The organism is Burkholderia arboris (assembly GCF_038723655.1).
Classification (GTDB): Bacteria; Pseudomonadota; Gammaproteobacteria; order Burkholderiales; family Burkholderiaceae; genus Burkholderia; species Burkholderia arboris.
The window spans coordinates 1,007,284-1,025,293 of the sequence record NZ_CP109821.1; the positions used below are offsets into that span (position 1 = coordinate 1,007,284).

Here is an 18,010-nt window from a genome sequence, read left to right on the forward strand (position 1 = left end):
CGTAAAAGGCGGCCGCGGCGGGCGGGGTAGGGCTCGCCGTACGATCCGGAGTGACCGGGATGCCGTCATAGATGGGTATCAGACGCGCATTATAAAGGTCCCGTTGCTGCGTTGCCGAACGAGAGTTTCAATCGCGGCGATAGTGTCGCGCGGTGCAACGGCCGCGCATGCTGGGCGGGCAGGGCGCGCGGCGGCGCGTTGCCGCACGTGCACGGCGGGGCGCGGCGCCGAATCGCGGTGGCGGACCGGCGGCGCCCGACGGCCGGTCGGACCGGAGCGAAAGGGCGGCTGCGAAGCGCATCCGGCGCGCCGGCCTGACCCCGGCCCCGTTATGTAACCGTCATTTACACTTGGCGGCCCGGTGCAGCGCTTACAATATGCGGGATCGAACGACAGGCGGGCCCGCAGCCCGTCCTCTTTATACGGATTCATGGCAAAAGCTCCTTATTCCGCCCAGGCACAGGCGTTGCCGCACCGGATGTCGAAGCTCCTTACGGAGATCCGCTGGATTCTCCAGGTTGCGCTCTGTGCGTTTCTGGTGATGGCCCTGCTGAGCTACAGCCGGCGCGATCCGAGCTGGACGCACGCCGCCCAGGTCGATCACATCTCGAACTGGGCCGGCCGCGTCGGCGCGTGGACGGCCGACATCATCCTGCTGCTGTTCGGCCTGTCGGCCTACTGGCTGATCGTGCCGCTCGGGCGGCGCATCGCCGCGAACTACCGTCGCATCACGCGCCACGAGGCGATTCCCGACGAACCCGAGCGGCCGATCGGCTGGCTCACCGAAATCTTTGCGTTCGTGCTGGTCGTGCTCGCGTGCGACGGCATCGAGGCGCTGCGCATGTGGTCGCTGAAGGTGCAGTTGCCGCGCGCGCCGGGCGGCGTCGTCGGCGAGGCCGTCGCGGGCGCGATGTCGCATGCGTTCGGCTTCACGGGCGGCACGCTGCTGCTGCTGATCGCGCTCGCGATCGGCCTGTCGCTGTATTTCCGCTTCTCGTGGCTGTCGGTCGCCGAGCGCGTCGGCGGCGCGATCCTGTCCGCCGTCAACGTCGCGAAGCTGCGCCGCGAGGCCGAGCGCGACCGCAAGCTCGGCGAGGCCGCGGCCGTGCGCCGCGAAGGCAAGGTCGAAGAGGAGCGCGTGCGCATCGAGGATCACGAGCCGGTGACGATCGTGCCGCCGGTCGTCACGCCGGCGAAATCCGAGCGCGTCGAGCGCGAGCGCCAGGTGCCGCTGTTCACCGACCTGCCGGGCGATTCGACGCTGCCGCCGGTGTCGCTGCTCGACCCCGCGCCGAAGACGCAGGAAGCGATTTCCGCCGATACGCTCGAATTCACGTCGCGCCTGATCGAGAAGAAGCTGAAGGACTTCGGCGTCGAGGCGAGCGTCGTCGCCGCGTATCCGGGCCCGGTCGTCACGCGCTACGAGATCGAGCCGGCTACCGGCGTGAAGGGCAGCCAGATCGTCAACCTCGCGAAGGATCTCGCGCGCTCGCTGTCGCTCGTGTCGATCCGCGTCGTCGAGACGATCCCCGGCAAGAACTACATGGCGCTCGAGCTGCCGAACCAGCGCCGCCAGACCGTGCACCTGTCCGAGATCATCGGTTCCGAGGTGTACGCGGCCGCGTCGTCGGCGCTGACGCTGAGCCTCGGCAAGGACATCGGCGGCAAGCCGGTGTGCGCAGATCTCGCGAAGATGCCGCACCTGCTGGTGGCCGGCACGACCGGTTCGGGCAAGTCGGTCGGGATCAACGCGATGATCCTGTCGCTGCTGTACAAGGCCACCGCCGAACAGGTGCGCCTGATCCTGATCGATCCGAAGATGCTCGAAATGAGCGTCTACGAAGGCATTCCGCACCTGCTGTGCCCGGTCGTCACCGACATGCGCCAGGCCGGCCATGCGCTGAACTGGACGGTCGCGGAGATGGAGCGCCGCTACAAGCTGATGAGCAAGCTCGGCGTGCGTAACCTCGCCGGCTACAACAACAAGATCGACGACGCGGCGAAGCGCGAGGAGAAGATCCCGAATCCGTTCAGCCTGACGCCCGAGGATCCGGAGCCGCTCGGCCGCCTGCCGAACATCGTCGTCGTGATCGACGAGCTGGCCGACCTGATGATGGTCGTCGGCAAGAAGGTCGAGGAACTGATCGCGCGGATCGCGCAGAAGGCGCGCGCGGCCGGCATCCACCTGATCCTCGCGACGCAGCGTCCGTCCGTCGACGTGATCACGGGCCTGATCAAGGCGAACGTGCCGACGCGGATCGCGTTCCAGGTGTCGTCGAAGATCGACTCGCGCACGATTCTCGACCAGATGGGCGCCGAATCGCTGCTCGGGATGGGCGACATGCTGTATCTGGCGCCCGGCACCGGGCTGCCGGTGCGCGTGCACGGCGCGTTCGTCGCCGACGACGAAGTGCATCGCGTCGTCGAGAAGCTCAAGGAGCACGGCGAACCGAACTACGTCGAGGGCCTGCTCGAAGGCGGCACCGCCGACGGCGACGAGGGCTCGGCCGGCGCGGGAACCGGTGAAGGCGGCGACGAGTCTGATCCGCTGTACGACCAGGCAGTCGAGATCGTCATCAAGAACCGCCGCGCGTCGATCTCGCTCGTGCAGCGTCATCTGCGGATCGGCTACAACCGCGCGGCGCGGCTGCTCGAGCAGATGGAACAGTCGGGGCTCGTGTCGGCGATGTCGTCGAGCGGCAACCGCGAAATTCTTGTGCCGGCGCGCGACGCGGAATGAGTCCGCGGCGCCCGCAGCGCCGGCCACCCAGGGAGAAAACCGCATCATGCAGCAACTTTCGTTCGCCCCTTCCCTTCGTTCGACGCGGCGCTGGCTCGGCGCGGCGCTCGCCGGCGCATCGCTGATGCTCGCGGCGACGCACGCGTTCGCGGGCGGTACCGAGCAGCTGAAGGCCTTCGTGTCGCAGGTGCGTTCGGCGAAGGGCGATTTCACGCAGCAGATCGTCAAGGCGCCGGCCAAGGGCGCGAGCGCCGCGCAGGCCGCACCGAAGCCCACCGACAATTCGAGCGGCACGTTCGTGTTCGCGCGTCCCGGCAAGTTCATCTGGACGTACCAGAAGCCGTACCAGCAGGTGCTGCAGGCCGACGGCGACAAGCTCTACGTGTACGACCGCGACCTGAACCAGGTCACCGAGCGCAAGCTGAACGGCGCGCTGGGCGCGAGCCCCGCCGCGATCCTGTTCGGCAGCAACGATCTCGACAAGAACTACACGCTGCGCGATGCCGGCGAGAAGGGCGGCATCGAGTGGCTCGAGATGTTGCCGAAGGCGCAGGACACGCAGTTCCAGCGGATCGGCATCGGTTTCCGGAACGGCACGCTCGCCGCGATGGAACTGCACGACGTGTTCGGCAACGTCACGCTGCTGACCTTCACGAACATCCAGACGAACCCGCCGCTGAAGGGCGATACGTTCAAGTTCGTGGTGCCGAAGGGCGCCGACGTGATCACCGGCTGACCGGCGCCGCGCGCCGCTCTTGCGCAACGGGCCTGCCGGTGACGGCAGGCCCGTGTTGTTTCCGGGCGCGGGCACCGGGCGCGGCGGTGCCGTCGCGCGGCTGTCATAATGTCGGGTCCGGCGGCCGGTTCGGCCGCCATCGTTTGATGTGGAGCGAGGGTTCATGTCCGACCTGTTTCAAGTCGAGCCGCGCCGCCCGCTCGCCGAGGCGCTGCGGCCGAAGACGCTCGCCGAGGTGATCGGCCAGACGCATTTGCTGGGCGAAGGCAAGCCGCTGCGGCTCGCGTTCGAGTCGGGCAAGCCGCATTCGATGATCCTGTGGGGGCCGCCCGGCGTCGGCAAGACGACGCTCGCCCGGCTCACCGCGCTTGCGTTCGACTGCGAGTTCATTGCGCTGTCCGCGGTGCTCGGCGGCGTGAAGGACATCCGCGAGTCGATGGAGCAGGCGAGGGACACGCTGAACCGCACCGGCCGCCACACGATCCTGTTCGTCGACGAGATCCACCGCTTCAACAAGGGGCAGCAGGATGCGTTGCTGCCGTTCGTCGAGTCGGGGCTCGTGACCTTCATCGGCGCGACGACCGAGAATCCGAGCTTCGAGGTCAATTCGGCATTGCTGTCGCGGGCGCAGGTGTACGTGCTGAAGTCGCTGGACGACGACGAGATGCGCCAGTTGCTGAAGCGCGCGCAGGAAATCGCGCTCGACGGCCTGTCGTTCGACGACAAGGCGATCGATACGCTGGTCGGCTATGCGGACGGCGACGCGCGCCGCTTCCTGAACCTGCTCGAACAGGCGCAGACGGCGGCGACGTCGGCCGGCACCGCGACGATCGATGCCGAATTCGTCAGCAGCGCGATGACGCTGAACGCGCGGCGCTTCGACAAGGGCGGCGACAACTTCTACGACCAGATCTCGGCGCTGCACAAGTCGGTGCGCGGGTCGAGCCCGGACGGCGCGCTGTACTGGTTCTGCCGGATGATCGACGGCGGCGCCGATCCGAAGTATCTCGCGCGGCGCATCGTGCGGATGGCGTGGGAAGACATCGGCCTCGCCGATCCGCGCGCGCTGCAGATGGCGAACGACGCGGCCGAAACCTACGAGCGGCTCGGCTCGCCGGAAGGCGAACTCGCGCTCGGGCAGGCGGTGATCTATCTTGCGTGCGCGGCGAAGAGCAACGCCGGCTACAACGCGTTCAACCAGGCGATGGCGTTCGTGAAGCAGGACAAGTCGCGCGAGGTGCCCGTGCATCTGCGCAACGCGCCGACCAAGCTGATGAAGGAACTCGGCTACGGCCATGCGTACCGTTACGCGCACGACGAGCCGAACGCGTATGCCGCCGGCGAGACGTACCTGCCGGACGGAATGCGCGAGCCGCGCTGGTACCAGCCGGTGCCGCGCGGGCTCGAATCGAAGATCGCCGACAAGCTTGCGTGGCTGCGCGAACTCGACCGTGAGGCCGGCAAGAAGGACTGACGCGGCAACGCGTGGGCCGGTCGGGCCTGCGCGGCGGCCGCTGCGTCAGCGCTTGCGGCCCGGCTGCTGTTTCTTCCAGTATTCGAACGGCTCCTCGTGACATTCGATGTCGAGTTCGGCGACGCGCGCGTGCAGGCGTTCCTGCGCGTCGGCGATCGCGAGGTTGTAGATCGCCGGCGCGATGTCCTCGATGAAGAAATGCAGCAGTGCGCCGGCCTGGATGTTGCCGATCGGCTCGTCCATGTTTTCTGTGAAATAGCGTTGCAGCGACGCGACTGCGCGATCGCGGACATCCTTGTCGAGCTCGATGGCCATCGGGTTCCCCGGGGTTGCGGTGATGCGGAGCCGGCGCTTCGCGCGATCCCTTGCCGCCAGCCGGCACCGGCATTTGCGATCGGCAACCGTGCGACGCGCCGCGATTCGCCGGCAGCCGACGTTGCGGCCCGGCAAGGCCATACTGCCACGGCCGCCGCCCGTTTGCGGCATTGTCCGTCCGGCCAATGCCGTGGCGGCCGCGCGGTGCGTTAGAATTCCCGTCTTACACAACGATTTTCCAAGTCCTCCCATGCTCGACATCCAGTTGCTGCGCAAAGACCTCGACGGCGTCGCGAAGCGCCTCGCCGATCGCGGCTACACCCTCGACGTCGCCGCGTTCTCCGCTCTCGAAGCGGAACGCCGCGCGATCCAGACCCACACCGAAGAGCTCCAGGCGCGCCGCAACAGCCTGTCGAAGCAGATCGGCGCGATGAAGGGGAAGGGCGAGGACACGTCGGCCGTGATGGCCGAGGTCGGCGGGATCGGCGACGACATGAAGGCGTCGGAAGCCAAGCTCGGCGACATCCAGGCGCGTCTGTCCGACCTGATGCTGGGCATGCCGAACGTCGCGCACGAAAGCGTGCCGGTCGGCAAGGACGAAGCCGACAACGTCGAGGCACGCCGCTGGGGCACGCCGCGCCAGTTCGACTTCGAGGTGAAGGATCACGTCGATGTCGGCACGCCGCTCGGCCTCGATTTCGAGACGGGCGCGAAGCTCGCCGGTGCGCGTTTCACGATGCTGCGCGGCCCGATCGCGCGCCTGCACCGCGCACTCGCGCAGTTCATGATCGACACGCACACGCAGCAGCACGGCTACACCGAGACGTACACGCCGTACATCGTGAATCCGGAGATCCTCTACGGTACGGGCCAACTGCCGAAGTTCGCGGACGACATGTTCCGCGTCGAGAAGGGCGGTGCGGAGAACACGGTCACGCAGTACCTGATTTCCACGTCCGAGATCTCGCTGACGAACACCGTGCGCGAGTCGATCGTCGACGCAGCCGCGCTGCCGATCAAGCTGACCGCGCATTCCCCGTGCTTCCGCTCGGAAGCCGGTTCGTACGGCCGCGACACGCGCGGGATGATCCGCCAGCACCAGTTCGACAAGGTCGAGATGGTGCAGGTCGTCGCGCCGGAAGCATCGTATGCGGCCCTCGACGAGATGGTCGGCCACGCGGAAGCGATTCTGCAGAAGCTCGGCCTGCCGTACCGCGTGATCACGCTGTGTACCGGCGACATGGGTTTCTCGGCCGCGAAGACGTTCGATCTCGAAGTGTGGCTGCCCGCGCAGAACACCTATCGCGAGATCTCGAGCTGCTCGAACACCGAGGCGTTCCAGGCGCGCCGGATGCAGGCGCGTTTTCGCAATGCGCAGGGCAAGCCGGAGCTCGTGCATACGCTGAACGGTTCGGGCCTTGCAGTTGGCCGCACGCTCGTCGCGGTGCTGGAGAACTACCAGAACGCCGACGGTTCGGTCACGGTGCCGGAAGCACTGCGTCCGTACATGGGTGGCATGGCGCGCATCGACGCGCCGGCACAGGCGTCGTAACGCAGGCCTTCGAAGCCCTCGTAAAATAATTTGCACAAAGGGCTTGTCATCCTCGAAGAGATCGTCTTATAATCTTTTCTTTCGCGGAAACGACCAACCGCGAAATGCAGCAAGGAAGGAGAGGTGGCAGAGTGGTCGAATGTACCTGACTCGAAATCAGGCGTACGGTTTCCCCGTACCGTGGGTTCGAATCCCACCCTCTCCGCCAAAATACGAAGCCCCGTGATCTGAAAGGATCACGGGGTTTTTCGTTTTTGGGTCTGTAGTGCGACTGCATCGTTGGCGATGCCTTGGCAGCACGCCGGCTACCGGCGCACCGTATCGTGCTGATACGATGGCGACCAACTGCGCGCACGATGCGTGCCGCATCTTCGATGCAGTCTCGCTGCGTGACGCACCTCACTCCATGACGAACCGACTGTCGAAAGTCCTGACGGCCATTGCACTGCTGACTGCCGTCATCGCAGTCGTGGACATCCGCGGCGCGCACCGCGCAGGCATTGCGCTGGTGGTCGGCAATGCGGTGTCCGTTGCAGGGCTGGCAGCAGGTGCCGCCACCGTCGTGCTGATCGCGTTGTCGCACAAGAGGCGCTATCGCGAGCACGCACGCGCAGGGTGGCTGCGCGAATCGGTGCTGGCGCTGCTGTGCATCGTGGCGATTGCCGCCTTCAGCCAGGCCATCGTCGTGCTCGACTACCTGTGTGTCGCACTCGCGCCGCCGTCGATCGAAGCCGGTCTCGTCCGGTTCGACGCATTGCTCGGTTTCCACTGGCTCGACTTTTATCGCTGGGTGAATGCGCATGCGGAACTGCACCGCGTGCTCGAGTTCGCGTACCGCAGCAGCATCGTGCAACTGATCGCCGTCCCGTTCATTCTCGCCACCACGCGGCGGCATGACGACCTCGCCGAATTCATCGCGCTGTTCGCCGTCGCGCTGCTGATCGTTGTCCTGATCTCGACGCCGTTCCCGGCACAAAGCGCATTTGTCCATTTCGGCGTCACCGAACCGGGCACGGTGTCGACCGTGTCTCACTACGACCTGCTGCGTAACGGACAGCTTCGGCAATTCAACCTGTCCGAATCGCAGGGGCTCGTGTCGTTGCCGTCATTTCACGCGATGCTCGCGCTGTTGCTCGCCTACGCGGTGCGGCATGTGCGTTATGTGTTTCCCGCGGCGGCCGTCCTGAACGCGACGATGCTCGCGGCGACCCCGACACAGGGCGGCCATTACCTGGCCGACGTGATTGCCGGGATCGTATTCGGCGGGGTGTCGATCGCCGTCGTGCGCCGCTGGACGGCGGGCTCACGCACCGCCGCGGCAGCCGGGCCGCGCGCAACGCATCCGACCTGAGCAGCCCGTGCCGCACCCCGGGCTGTACCGCTTTCCTCAGTTTTAAGCCTTCGATCCCGGCGCCGTTAACACGGTGCGGCGGCCGGCATCCAAGCCGGGCCGCATCGTTCTCCGTCGATTCAAGGTCCCATGAAGCTGAGCTACAAGATTCCCCTCGCATTCGCCGTCGCGCTGTTGCTGATGTTCTGTGGCGCGCTGTACGGTATTCACATCCTCAACCGTTCGATCGATACGTTCGCCGAAGACGTGCAGGCGAACGTCGGCGACGAACGGCTTGTGTCGGCCACGCTCGTGCAGTTCAAGCTGCAGGTGCAGGAATGGAAGGACACGCTGTTGCGCGGCAAGCAGCCCGACAATCTCGACCGGTACTGGCAGGCGTTCCAGACGCGCGAACGTGCGGTCGATTCGCTCGGCGCGCAGCTCGTCCGCCAGTTGCCGCCCGGCAACAGTCTCGCTCTCGTCGAGCAGTTCATGCGCGCGCATACGGCGATGGGCGATGGCTACCGGCGCGGCTTCGACGCGTTCAAGGCCGCCGGTTTCGAGTCATCGGCCGGCGATGCCGCCGTGGCGGGCGTCGACCGCGAACCCGCGGCACTGCTGGAGCAAGCGGCAAAGTCGATCGCTGCCGAGAGCGCCGCCGTGTCGGCGCAGGCGAGTCGCGACGCGCGGCACGCGACCACCGCGAGCCTCGCGCTGATGCTGGTCGTGCTCGGCGTCGCGATGGCCGGCGCGTTCCTGTTCAGCCGTGCGATCCTGCGTCCGCTCGACCGTGCGGTGGCGTGCGCGCAGGCTGTCGCCGAAGGCGACCTGACGCGCGACGTCGACGCAACCGGCCGCGACGAGATCGCCGATCTGCTGCGCGCGCTGCAGACGATGCAGGCGAGCCTGTCCGGTGTCGTGCTCGAGGTGCGTACGCATGCCGAAGCCGTCGCAACCGCGAGCGCGCAGATCGCGTCGGGCAATCACGATCTGTCGGCGCGTACCGAGTCGCAGGCCGCGTCGCTCGAGGAGACGGCCGCCAGCATGACCCAGTTGACCGGCATCGTGCGCCAGTCGGCCGAGCACGCCCAGCATGCGGCGCAGCTGGCGCGCGACGCGTCGCATATCGCGTCGGCCGGCGGCGGCGTCATGACGGACGCGGTCCACACGATGAACGGCATCGCCGACAGCGCGGCGAAGGTCGGCGAAATCATCACGGTGATCGACGGTATCGCCTTCCAGACCAACATCCTCGCGTTGAACGCGGCGGTGGAGGCGGCGCGCGCGGGCGAGCAGGGGCGCGGCTTCGCAGTCGTCGCGGCGGAAGTGCGCACGCTTGCACAGCGCAGCGCGTCGGCTGCGAAGGAGATCAAGGGGCTCATCGAGCAATCGACGCAGCGGGTCGACGAGGGCGCCGTGCTGATCGGCCGCGCGGGCGAATCGATTCACGAGATCGTGGGCGCGGTGCAGCGCGTGACGACGATCGTCGGCGAGATCTCGTCTGCGTCGCAGGAACAGAGCGGCGGCATTCAGCAGGTGAATGTCGCGGTCACGCAGATGGACGAGGCGACGCAGCGCAACGCGGCGCTCGTCGAGCAGGCCACGGCCGCGACGCAGGCACTGGCCGAGCAGGCGAGCGCACTGCGGCACGCGGTGGCCGTGTTCAGGCTGCGGGAGCCTGCGTAACGGGACCGCGGTCGGGCGCCGGCTGAACCGGATGCCGGCGTCTCCCCGGCGCTTGCCCGCCCATCACGCCGCGGCCGGATACTGCGCGAGCACCCTGGCGCGGATCGACGGCTTGATGTTCGAATGCGCCATGTCGCCGCGATAGTGCGCGACGACGCGCGGATTCATCACGCGATACCAGAGCGGCGGCACGTACGCGAACAGGATCATCGTCGCGTAGCCGGCCGGCAGTTGCGGCGAATCGTCGAAGTGGCGCAACGCCTGGTACGAGCGCGTCGGGTTCGCGTGATGGTCGGCGTGCCGCTGCAACTGGTACAGGAACAGGTTGGTGACGACGTGATTGCTGTTCCACGAATGCTGCGGCGTGCAGCGTTCGTAGCGGCCGCTCGGCAGCTTGCGGCGGCCGAGCCCGTAGTGCTCGACGTAGTTCACGACTTCGAGCAGCGAGGCGCCGTAGACGGCCTGGATCACGAGGAACGGGATCACCACCTTGCCGGCCATCGCGATCGCGATGCCCCAGACGACGACGGTCATCGCCCATGCGTGCAGCACTTCGTTGCGCCAGGTCCACGGCGAATGTCCGAGCCGCTCGAGGCGGGCCTTTTCGAGCCGCCATGCCGAACGGATGCTGCCGGTTACCGTGCGGGGCAGGAACGCCCAGAACGACTCGCCGTAGCGCGCGCTCGCCGGATCCTCGGCTGTCGCGACGCGCACGTGATGGCCGCGATTGTGCTCGACGTAGAAGTGGCCGTACGCGACCGGCGCGAGTGTGATCTTCGCGAGCCAGCGTTCGAAGCGGTCGGTCTTGTGCCCGAGTTCGTGCGCGGTATTGATCGAGATGCCCGTCGCGGCGCCGAGCGACAGCGCGAAGCCGACATAGTCGTACCACGCGAGCGCGTGCGTGCCGACGATCCACACGCAGGCGAAGAACGCGACGTATTCGACGAAGGTCGCGAGATAGACGATGTACCGGTAATAGCGCTCGCGTTCGAGGTGCGGCACGACGGCCTCGGGCGGATTGTCGCGATCGTCGCCGATCAGCGTGTCGAGGACCGGGATCACGCCGAACGCGAACAGCGGGCCGAACCACCAGAACACGTGCAGGCCCGTCGACAGCGCGAGCTGCGCGGCGAGGATCGGCAGCGTGATCGTCAGTGCGCCGAGCAGCCACAGGTAACGCTTCCCATCCGACCAGCCCGAAGCCGATCCGTCGGTCATTGCCATTGTCTCCCTCCAGTCGGCCGGCCCGCGGGCGGCCGCATGCACGGTTGTTCGAATCCTCGTGGGTCCGCGACGCGCGCGCGGCGGCACCGGATCGTTGCCCGGTTCTGCCTGTTATACGACTCGCGCGCACGCTTGCCAAACGCCAGCGCTAGGCACGGCGCTCCAAACGAACGGGGGGCGTGCGGCGCATGCGGGGAAGGGCCGGCGCGCGCTGATTGAAACATGCTTGCGAGGCCGGATCGACCCGCAGGCTGCGCAGATTGTCAGAAGAATGGCGTGACAGGCTGCGCGCGCGTGCGAGGTTGGCGGGTCCGCAACAAATGTTGCATCGCAATAAAGAGCGCGAGACGAAGATGGGCGAACCGCGATTTTTGTTTGCCGGTATTACGCGGCGTTACGGCCGCGACGGGGCGACGCAATGCGACCCGAAACCCGACGGCCGCGCATCGCAAGGCGAACGGGGCGAAGCGCCGGGCGACGGCCCTGCGATTGCCGCCCGGCAGCCTGCGTCGATGCACCGATGCTGCACCTGCACACCGATGGGCCTGCATCGCGCTGATGACAACTGCTGCCTTTCAATCCGCGCCGCCATTTGAAAATAACGATTTGACTCATGCCCCGCTTTCGGTTGAAGCTAATAGCTTGCTGTCCGAAGGGGGCTGTGCCTGCATGAGTTCGACCTTGACCGTTCGTCGTATCGTTGCCGACCAGGGCGGCGTGTATCGCGAACTCCGCGCCGCATCGCTGCGTGAGCCCTACGCGCCCGGCGAAGCGCCGGAGGCCGAATTGCTGAACGTCGAAACGGACGCAGCGTCGGCGATTGCCGCGCAGCGCGCCGTGTCCGACGAGTCGACGACTTTTCTGCTGTACACCGAAGGCCATCCGGCCGGCATGATCGGCGCGTATTTCGACAACACGCCCGATCGGCGCGCGTTCGTCAGCGAGCTGTGGGTTGCGCACGCGGTGCGCCATCTGCGCGGCGGCGTGCTGCTGCTGGAGACGGCCACCGCATGGCTTGCCGAACGCGGCGCCAGCGATGTCTACGCATGGATCGCCGATGCGAACCGCAACGCGATCCGCTTCTACGAGCGCGCGGGTTTCGGCAACACCGGCGAACATGCGCCGATCGCGCGGATGCCCGGCGCGATGAAATCGTTGTTCGTGTCGCAGGTGAAGCACTGACGCGACGTCAAAACGCGGGCTGCACGGCGCGATGAACATCGAATCGCCCGCTGGCCTGCCCGCCTGCCGGTTGCGTACCCGTCCGGGCCGCCGCAACCCCGAGTCCCAAAAATAATGGCTGCGCGCGTGGACGCCTGTAAAATACGCAAAAAATTTTTGCAGAGTGTCCATGTCGCTTAAAAAATCGCCATTCTTCGAGCTGCGCAGCGGATCGGTCGATACGTTGCTGTTCACCGTGAAGACGACCGATCTCGACGCGTTGCGTACCGAACTGGTCAAGCGCTTCGAAGCGACTCCCGAGTTTTTCGCCGACGATGTCGTCGCGATCGACGTCCGCCGCCTGGCTGACGGCGAACGCGTCGCGCTCGCGGACATCCGGCAGATGCTGAACGACGTGCGGATGCGCCCGGTGGGCGTCGTCGCACTGGCAACGCAGGGCTGGGCGGGGGAAGCCGGCCTGCCGTTGCTCGAGGCGCGCGACCGCCGCGCGCCGGCCGCGAAACATGCCGACGAAGCGGAACCGGCGGCTGTGCCAGCCGTCGGGACCGCCGCCGCTCCGGCAGCCGCAGCGGCGCCTGAACAGTCGTCGGAACCCGCGCCGACGCTCTTGCAGGCCGGCGGCCAGACACTGGTGATCGACCGGCCGTTGCGTTCGGGGCAGCAGATTTACGCGAAAGGAGACCTCGTGGTGCTCGCGCCGGTCAGTCACGGTGCGGAAATCATCGCGGAAGGCAATATCCACATCTACGCGCCGTTGCGCGGCCGCGCACTCGCGGGCGTGCACGGCAATCACGACGCGCGCATTTTCTGCACGTGTCTGGAGCCGGAACTGATTTCGATCGCGGGTATCTATCGAACAACCGAGAACCCGCTGCCCGCCGAAGTACTGGGCAAATCGGTGCAGATCCGGCTCGAAGAGGAAAAACTGATGATCGAACCGCTGCGCCTGACGTAAATTCACGCGGTGCGCTCCGGATCGATCGGCTCTCATTGACGAACACAGGGTATTGGGTAAATGGCAAAAATCATCGTGGTGACCTCGGGCAAGGGCGGCGTGGGCAAGACGACGACGAGCGCAAGCTTCGCGTCGGGCCTCGCGCTGCGCGGCCACAAGACGGCCGTGATCGACTTCGACGTCGGCCTGCGCAACCTCGATCTCATCATGGGCTGCGAGCGTCGCGTCGTGTATGACCTCGTGAACGTGATCCAGGGCGAAGCGAACCTGAACCAGGCGCTGATCAAGGACAAGAAGTGCGAGAACCTGTTCATCCTGCCGGCGTCGCAGACGCGCGACAAGGATGCGCTGACGCGCGACGGCGTCGAGAAGGTGCTGAACGACCTCGTCGCGATGGACTTCGAATTCATCGTCTGCGATTCGCCGGCCGGTATCGAGGCGGGTGCACTGCACGCGATGTACTTCGCGGATGAAGCGCTGATCGTCACGAACCCGGAAGTGTCGTCGGTGCGCGACTCGGACCGCATTCTCGGCATCCTGTCGTCGAAGACGAAGCGCGCGACCGAAGGCAAGGATCCGATCAAGGAGCACCTGCTGATCACGCGTTACAGCCCGAAGCGCGTGAGCGAAGGCGAGATGCTGTCGCTCGAGGACATCAGCGAGATCCTGCGCATCAAGCTGATCGGCGTGGTGCCGGAATCGGAAGCCGTGCTGCACGCATCGAACCAGGGTCTGCCGGCCGTCCATATCGACGGTACCGACGTCGCCGAAGCGTACAAGGATGTCGTCTCGCGCTTCCTCGGCGAGGACAAGCCGCTGCGCTTCACCGATTACCAGAAGCCGGGCCTGCTGCAGCGCCTCTTCGGCAGCAAGTAACGGAGGCCGCCCATGTCCATTCTTTCGTTTCTCCTCGGCGAGAAGAAGAAGTCTGCATCGGTCGCGAAGGAGCGCCTGCAACTCATCATCGCACACGAGCGGGTCGGTGGCCGGCCGCCGGCCGATTACCTGCCGGCGCTGCAGAAGGAGCTGGTCGCGGTCATCTCGAAGTATGTCCATATTTCGGACGATGACATCCGCGTGAGCCTCGAGCGCCAGGACGACCTCGAAGTCCTCGAAGTGAAGATCGAGATCCCGCAAGCCTGACGCTTGCCGGAGTCCCTCCGCACGGCGGCACCCGCCGCCGTGCGCGTCTTACGCCCTGTTGCACTTTCGGGCACGCCGTAACACGGCGCCTGTCGGCCGTAATCGACCCTCCCGCATTGAACGAATACGCTCGCGTTACTTGTTCAACCAGGAGGTTGTGATGGCTGTCTCTCATGTTCAACGTCGTATCGTTTCGCTCGCCCTGTTTGCCGCGGGCTTGTCAGCCGTCGTCGCGCCGTTTGCCGCGCATGCGGACGAAATTCTCGTCGGCACGCCCGTGATCGCGCCGCAGGGGCGTGTGGTTATCGCCGAGCCGGTCGCCGTGCGTACCGAGGAAGTCGTCATCGTCTCGCCGAATGCGCCGCCGCCCGTGCGCTACGAGGTCGTGCCGACCGCGCGTGTGGGCTACGTGTGGGAGCGCGGGCACTGGCGCTGGGAGCAGGGCCGCTATGTGTGGATCGGCGGCCACTGGGAGGCCGAGCGCGTCGGCATGCAATGGGTGCCGGGCCACTGGGACCAGCGCGGTCCGAACTGGTTCTGGACGCGCGGCCACTGGGCGTGATGGAGCCGCGTGATGAAAAGAACCGTCATCGCCATCGCGCTCGTCGCGATCACGCTGGCCGGGTGCGTCGTCGTGCCGGCGCGTCCCGTCTACTACCGGCCGGCCCCTGTCGTGATCTACTGAGCGTCGCGCGGGCCGTGTTGCGCCGGCCCGTTCGCGCCGGACGCAGCCGGTCCGGCATCGTGCGGGGCCGCCGGGTGCGCCGCGCCTTCGTCCGGGGCCGCAGCCGCGGGCGCGGTACGGTCTTCGTCGCGCAGCGTGTCGAGCGGATCGGCGGGGACCGAGGTTGCATCCTGAGGTTCGGTCACGTCGGTCACGTCGGTCGCGGCGGTCGTCGCGGTTGCAGCCGCAGTGGTTGCCGCGGCAGGTTCGGCGGCCGCGACGGGCGGCGCGAGATAGCGCTGTGCGAGCGTTTCATAGAGCGGCGGCGCGAAAAAGCGCGATACGCGGCTCGACACCAGCGCGGTAGCCATCAGCGAGATCACCAGGGCATGACCATTGATCATCTCCATCACGATCACGAACGACGTGATCGGCGACTGCGTGACGGCCGCAAGATAGCCGACCATCGCGAGCGCGATCAGCATCGGCAGGCTCATGTTGCTGAACACGATGTGCAGCAGGTTGCCGAATCCGGCGCCGATCGACAGCGACGGCGCGAAGATCCCGCCCGGGATGCCCGGCAGGTACGACGCGACCATCGAGATCATCTTCAGGAACGGATAGAACACCGACAGGTGCTGGCTGCCGTCGAGCAGGCCGCGCGCCTCGGCGTAGCCGCTGCCGAAGGTCGTGCCGCCCGACACGAGGCCGACCACGGCGATCGCGAAACCGCACAGCGCGGCGAACGTGACTGGCCGTTCGCGGTACAGGCCCAGCAGGTGCGCGGGCAGCCAGCGCCCGGTGTTGAGCAGCAGCCAGCAGAACAGGCCGCCCGCGATTCCCGTCACGATCGCGGTGACCAGCACCGCGACCGCCAGCAGCTTCGGGAAATGGGGGCCGGTGTCGATCGTACCGAAGTACGTGTAGTTGCCGTTCAGGCCGAGCGCGACGACGCCGGCGAGGATGATCGCGGTGATCAGCACGCCGCTGGCGCGCGCGGAGAAGCTGCGCGTCAGTTCCTCGATCGCGAACACGATCCCGGCGAGCGGCGTGTTGAACGCGGCCGACAGCCCGGCCGCCGCGCCGGCCAGCACGAGCTGGCGTTCGATCTGCGCATTGGAGCGCGGGTAGAAGCGCCGCAGGTTGAACATCAGCGCCGCGCCGACCTGCACGGTCGGCCCCTCGCGGCCGATCGTGAAGCCGCCCAGGATGCCGAGGAGCGAGATCAGCACCTTGCCGAACAGGATGCGCAGCGTCAGCAGCCGGGCGCCGAACGCGCTCGGGCGCGCATGCAGGGTGGCGATCACCTGCGGGATGCCGCTGCCTTCGGCGCCGCGGAAGAACCGTCGCGTGAGCCAGACCGACGCGGCGGCGATGGCCGGCGTCAACAGCAGCGGCAGCCACACGGCGTGATCGCGCATCGCCCGGAAGGTCTCGTAGCCCCAGTCGATCAACCGCGCGTAGAGCACGGCCGCGAGGCCGACGACGATTGCGCCGAGCCAGAAGACACCGTACTGGCGCCAGATGCGCAGCGAGCGGCGAGTGAGGGCGGGAAACAGGGCGGGAATGGCAGGGCGTGGCATCGGCGGGGGCCATCAGGCAAAGGACCGATTATAAAAAGAACCGGCGCCGCGCAGTCGGGTGACAATGTTTTGCAAGCTTGTAGCATTTCGTTGCAAATGTAATTTAAGAGTAATGCTCGCGACGGGCATCCGTCGTTAGCATCCCCAAATGGCTGGCTCTTCCCCGCAAACGTGAAACGCATCCTCATCGTGAAAGTGACGTCGCTCGGCGACGTCGTCCAGACGCTGCCCGTCGTCGCGGATCTGCATTGCGCCTTTCCCGGCGTGACGGTCGACTGGGCCGTGGACGAGTCGTGTGCCGAGGTCGTGCGCTGGCATCCGGGCGTGAGCGCCGTGCTGTGCGCGCCGCTGCGCCGCTTCAAGAAGCTCCGCAACGCCGGCGACCTGAAGGCGATTTCGGCGTCGATCGGCGCGTTGCGGGCGCATCGCTACGATGCGGTCATCGACCTGCATGGCGTGTACAAGAGCGCGATCATTTCGGCGCTGGCGCGTGCGGCGCGCCGTGTCGGCTACCAGACCCAGGATCTCGGCGAAACGGGCGCGCGTTTCGCGTATTCGCATCGTTTCGGCCCGCGGCCGGACTGCGATGCGTGGCACGGCATGCGCGTGAGCGCCGGCGAAGCGCTCGGCTACCGGCCTGAAGGTCTCGCCGCCTATGGCATCGTACCGCCGCAGGGCGTGAGCCTGCCGCCCGCCGTGACCGACGGCGCGCCGTTCATGCTGCTGTTCCACGCGACGTCCAACCCCGACAAGAAATGGCCGGCCGATCACTGGGCCGCGCTTGCCACGCAGATGATGGCGCGCGGCGTGCGCGTGCTGTTGCCGTGGGGATCGGCGGCCGAGCACGACGATGCGCAGGACATCGCCGCCCGTGCGCCGGGCGCGCTCGTGTTACCGGCGATGACAGTGCGTGAGCTTGGCGCGACGCTGGGCCGGGCCGCGCTCGTGGTGGGGGTCGATACGGGGTTCGTACACATGGCGCACGCGCTGCAGCGGCCGACCGTGATGATTTTCGTCGCGACGTCGCGCCACCATTGCGGCATCGGCGGCGCGCCGAATGCGCTGTCGATCGGCGAGCCGGGCGCGATGCCGACCGTCGATGAGGCGGTGGACGCGATCGATGCGGTCGGCCCGGCCTACGGCGCGCTGCGCGCGCGGCTGTCCGCCTGACGCAACGCACCGCAGGCGGGGCCGGGTTCAGGCGAGCAGCACCTCGACCGTGACGACGGCGGCGATTGCCGCCAGATTCGCCAGCAGCGCCTCGAACAAGAGGCCGCGCCATGTCTTCGGCCGGAACCGCAGCGCGAGCAGCAAGGCGCCGCCCAGCGCGAGCGCGAGGATCAGGATGAGATCGGCATTGCCGAGGCGGATGTTCATGGCGGCGGCTCCTGTCGGGGCGAGATCCCCGGGCGCGCAGCGGCGCGCC

At 66.9% G+C, this 18,010-nt stretch carries 16 protein-coding genes and 1 tRNA gene; 13 read left to right on the plus strand and 4 right to left on the minus strand.

Going from position 1 to position 18,010, the window contains the following annotated elements; translation table 11 throughout:
• The first annotated feature begins 430 nt into the window (after positions 1-430).
• The 3 genes from OHZ10_RS04765 to OHZ10_RS04775 all read left to right on the plus strand — a co-directional run bounded on the left by OHZ10_RS04765 (position 431) and on the right by OHZ10_RS04775 (position 4,950).
• Complete coding sequence (locus tag OHZ10_RS04765) at positions 431-2,740, plus strand: DNA translocase FtsK (RefSeq protein ID WP_059235616.1); 2,310 nt, start codon at positions 431-433, stop codon at positions 2,738-2,740.
• Between the two features lie 46 nt (positions 2,741-2,786).
• Positions 2,787-3,476: an outer membrane lipoprotein chaperone LolA gene (gene lolA, locus OHZ10_RS04770; RefSeq protein ID WP_174994317.1), complete on the plus strand. Its 690-nt coding sequence runs from the start codon at positions 2,787-2,789 to the stop codon at positions 3,474-3,476.
• 163 nt (positions 3,477-3,639) lie between these two features.
• Positions 3,640-4,950, plus strand: coding sequence for a replication-associated recombination protein A (locus tag OHZ10_RS04775; RefSeq protein WP_174994318.1), 1,311 nt, complete (start codon positions 3,640-3,642; stop codon positions 4,948-4,950).
• Between the two features lie 45 nt (positions 4,951-4,995).
• Here the strand turns inward: OHZ10_RS04775 and OHZ10_RS04780 are convergent, their stop codons facing one another.
• Positions 4,996-5,265: a DUF2164 domain-containing protein gene (locus OHZ10_RS04780; RefSeq protein ID WP_059235611.1), complete on the minus strand. Its 270-nt coding sequence runs from the start codon at positions 5,263-5,265 to the stop codon at positions 4,996-4,998.
• A 250-nt stretch (positions 5,266-5,515) separates the two neighbouring features.
• Between OHZ10_RS04780 and serS the strand changes: the two genes are divergently transcribed.
• From serS to OHZ10_RS04800, 4 genes are all read left to right on the plus strand, one after another.
• The gene (gene serS, locus OHZ10_RS04785) at positions 5,516-6,817 is read left to right on the plus strand and encodes a serine--tRNA ligase (RefSeq protein WP_256085668.1); all 1,302 of its coding nucleotides are present in this window, start codon (positions 5,516-5,518) and stop codon (positions 6,815-6,817) included.
• Positions 6,818-6,934: 117 nt separating this feature from the next.
• Positions 6,935-7,025: transfer RNA gene (locus OHZ10_RS04790), tRNA-Ser, on the plus strand.
• Between the two features lie 198 nt (positions 7,026-7,223).
• Positions 7,224-8,168 carry a phosphatase PAP2 family protein gene (locus OHZ10_RS04795; RefSeq protein WP_063805258.1) on the plus strand — a complete coding sequence of 315 codons (945 nt, stop codon included), beginning with the start codon at positions 7,224-7,226 and terminating at the stop codon, positions 8,166-8,168.
• A gap of 129 nt (positions 8,169-8,297) precedes the next feature.
• Positions 8,298-9,833: a methyl-accepting chemotaxis protein gene (locus OHZ10_RS04800; RefSeq protein ID WP_342703804.1), complete on the plus strand. Its 1,536-nt coding sequence runs from the start codon at positions 8,298-8,300 to the stop codon at positions 9,831-9,833.
• Positions 9,834-9,896: 63 nt separating this feature from the next.
• Here OHZ10_RS04800 and OHZ10_RS04805 read toward each other — a convergent pair whose 3' ends face one another.
• Positions 9,897-11,057 (minus strand): alkane 1-monooxygenase, encoded by a 1,161-nt coding sequence (locus OHZ10_RS04805; RefSeq protein ID WP_059235603.1) that lies wholly within the window; start codon positions 11,055-11,057, stop codon positions 9,897-9,899.
• 558 nt (positions 11,058-11,615) lie between these two features.
• Between OHZ10_RS04805 and OHZ10_RS04810 the strand changes: the two genes are divergently transcribed.
• The 5 genes from OHZ10_RS04810 to OHZ10_RS04830 all read left to right on the plus strand — a co-directional run bounded on the left by OHZ10_RS04810 (position 11,616) and on the right by OHZ10_RS04830 (position 14,899).
• Entirely contained in the window at positions 11,616-12,239 is a 624-nt protein-coding gene (locus OHZ10_RS04810) for a GNAT family N-acetyltransferase (protein ID WP_233464347.1), read from the plus strand.
• A gap of 169 nt (positions 12,240-12,408) precedes the next feature.
• Positions 12,409-13,194 carry a septum site-determining protein MinC gene (minC, locus tag OHZ10_RS04815; protein ID WP_059235601.1) on the plus strand — a complete coding sequence of 262 codons (786 nt, stop codon included), beginning with the start codon at positions 12,409-12,411 and terminating at the stop codon, positions 13,192-13,194.
• Between the two features lie 60 nt (positions 13,195-13,254).
• Positions 13,255-14,070 (plus strand): septum site-determining protein MinD, encoded by an 816-nt coding sequence (minD, locus tag OHZ10_RS04820; protein WP_059235599.1) that lies wholly within the window; start codon positions 13,255-13,257, stop codon positions 14,068-14,070.
• A 12-nt stretch (positions 14,071-14,082) separates the two neighbouring features.
• Positions 14,083-14,337: a cell division topological specificity factor MinE gene (minE, locus tag OHZ10_RS04825; RefSeq protein WP_006476634.1), complete on the plus strand. Its 255-nt coding sequence runs from the start codon at positions 14,083-14,085 to the stop codon at positions 14,335-14,337.
• Between the two features lie 160 nt (positions 14,338-14,497).
• Positions 14,498-14,899, plus strand: coding sequence for a YXWGXW repeat-containing protein (locus tag OHZ10_RS04830; RefSeq protein ID WP_256085672.1), 402 nt, complete (start codon positions 14,498-14,500; stop codon positions 14,897-14,899).
• A 116-nt stretch (positions 14,900-15,015) separates the two neighbouring features.
• Here the strand turns inward: OHZ10_RS04830 and OHZ10_RS04835 are convergent, their stop codons facing one another.
• Positions 15,016-16,584, minus strand: a complete 1,569-nt coding sequence (locus OHZ10_RS04835; protein WP_256085673.1) for a chloride channel protein — start codon at positions 16,582-16,584, stop codon at positions 15,016-15,018.
• 171 nt (positions 16,585-16,755) lie between these two features.
• Between OHZ10_RS04835 and waaC the strand changes: the two genes are divergently transcribed.
• The gene (gene waaC / locus OHZ10_RS04840; protein WP_342703807.1) at positions 16,756-17,754 is read left to right on the plus strand and encodes a lipopolysaccharide heptosyltransferase I; all 999 of its coding nucleotides are present in this window, start codon (positions 16,756-16,758) and stop codon (positions 17,752-17,754) included.
• Positions 17,755-17,781: 27 nt separating this feature from the next.
• On the opposite strand, the gene OHZ10_RS04845 is transcribed toward waaC, so the two are convergent.
• Entirely contained in the window at positions 17,782-17,961 is a 180-nt protein-coding gene (locus tag OHZ10_RS04845) for a hypothetical protein (RefSeq protein ID WP_059235594.1), read from the minus strand.
• Positions 17,962-18,010: the final 49 nt, after the last annotated feature.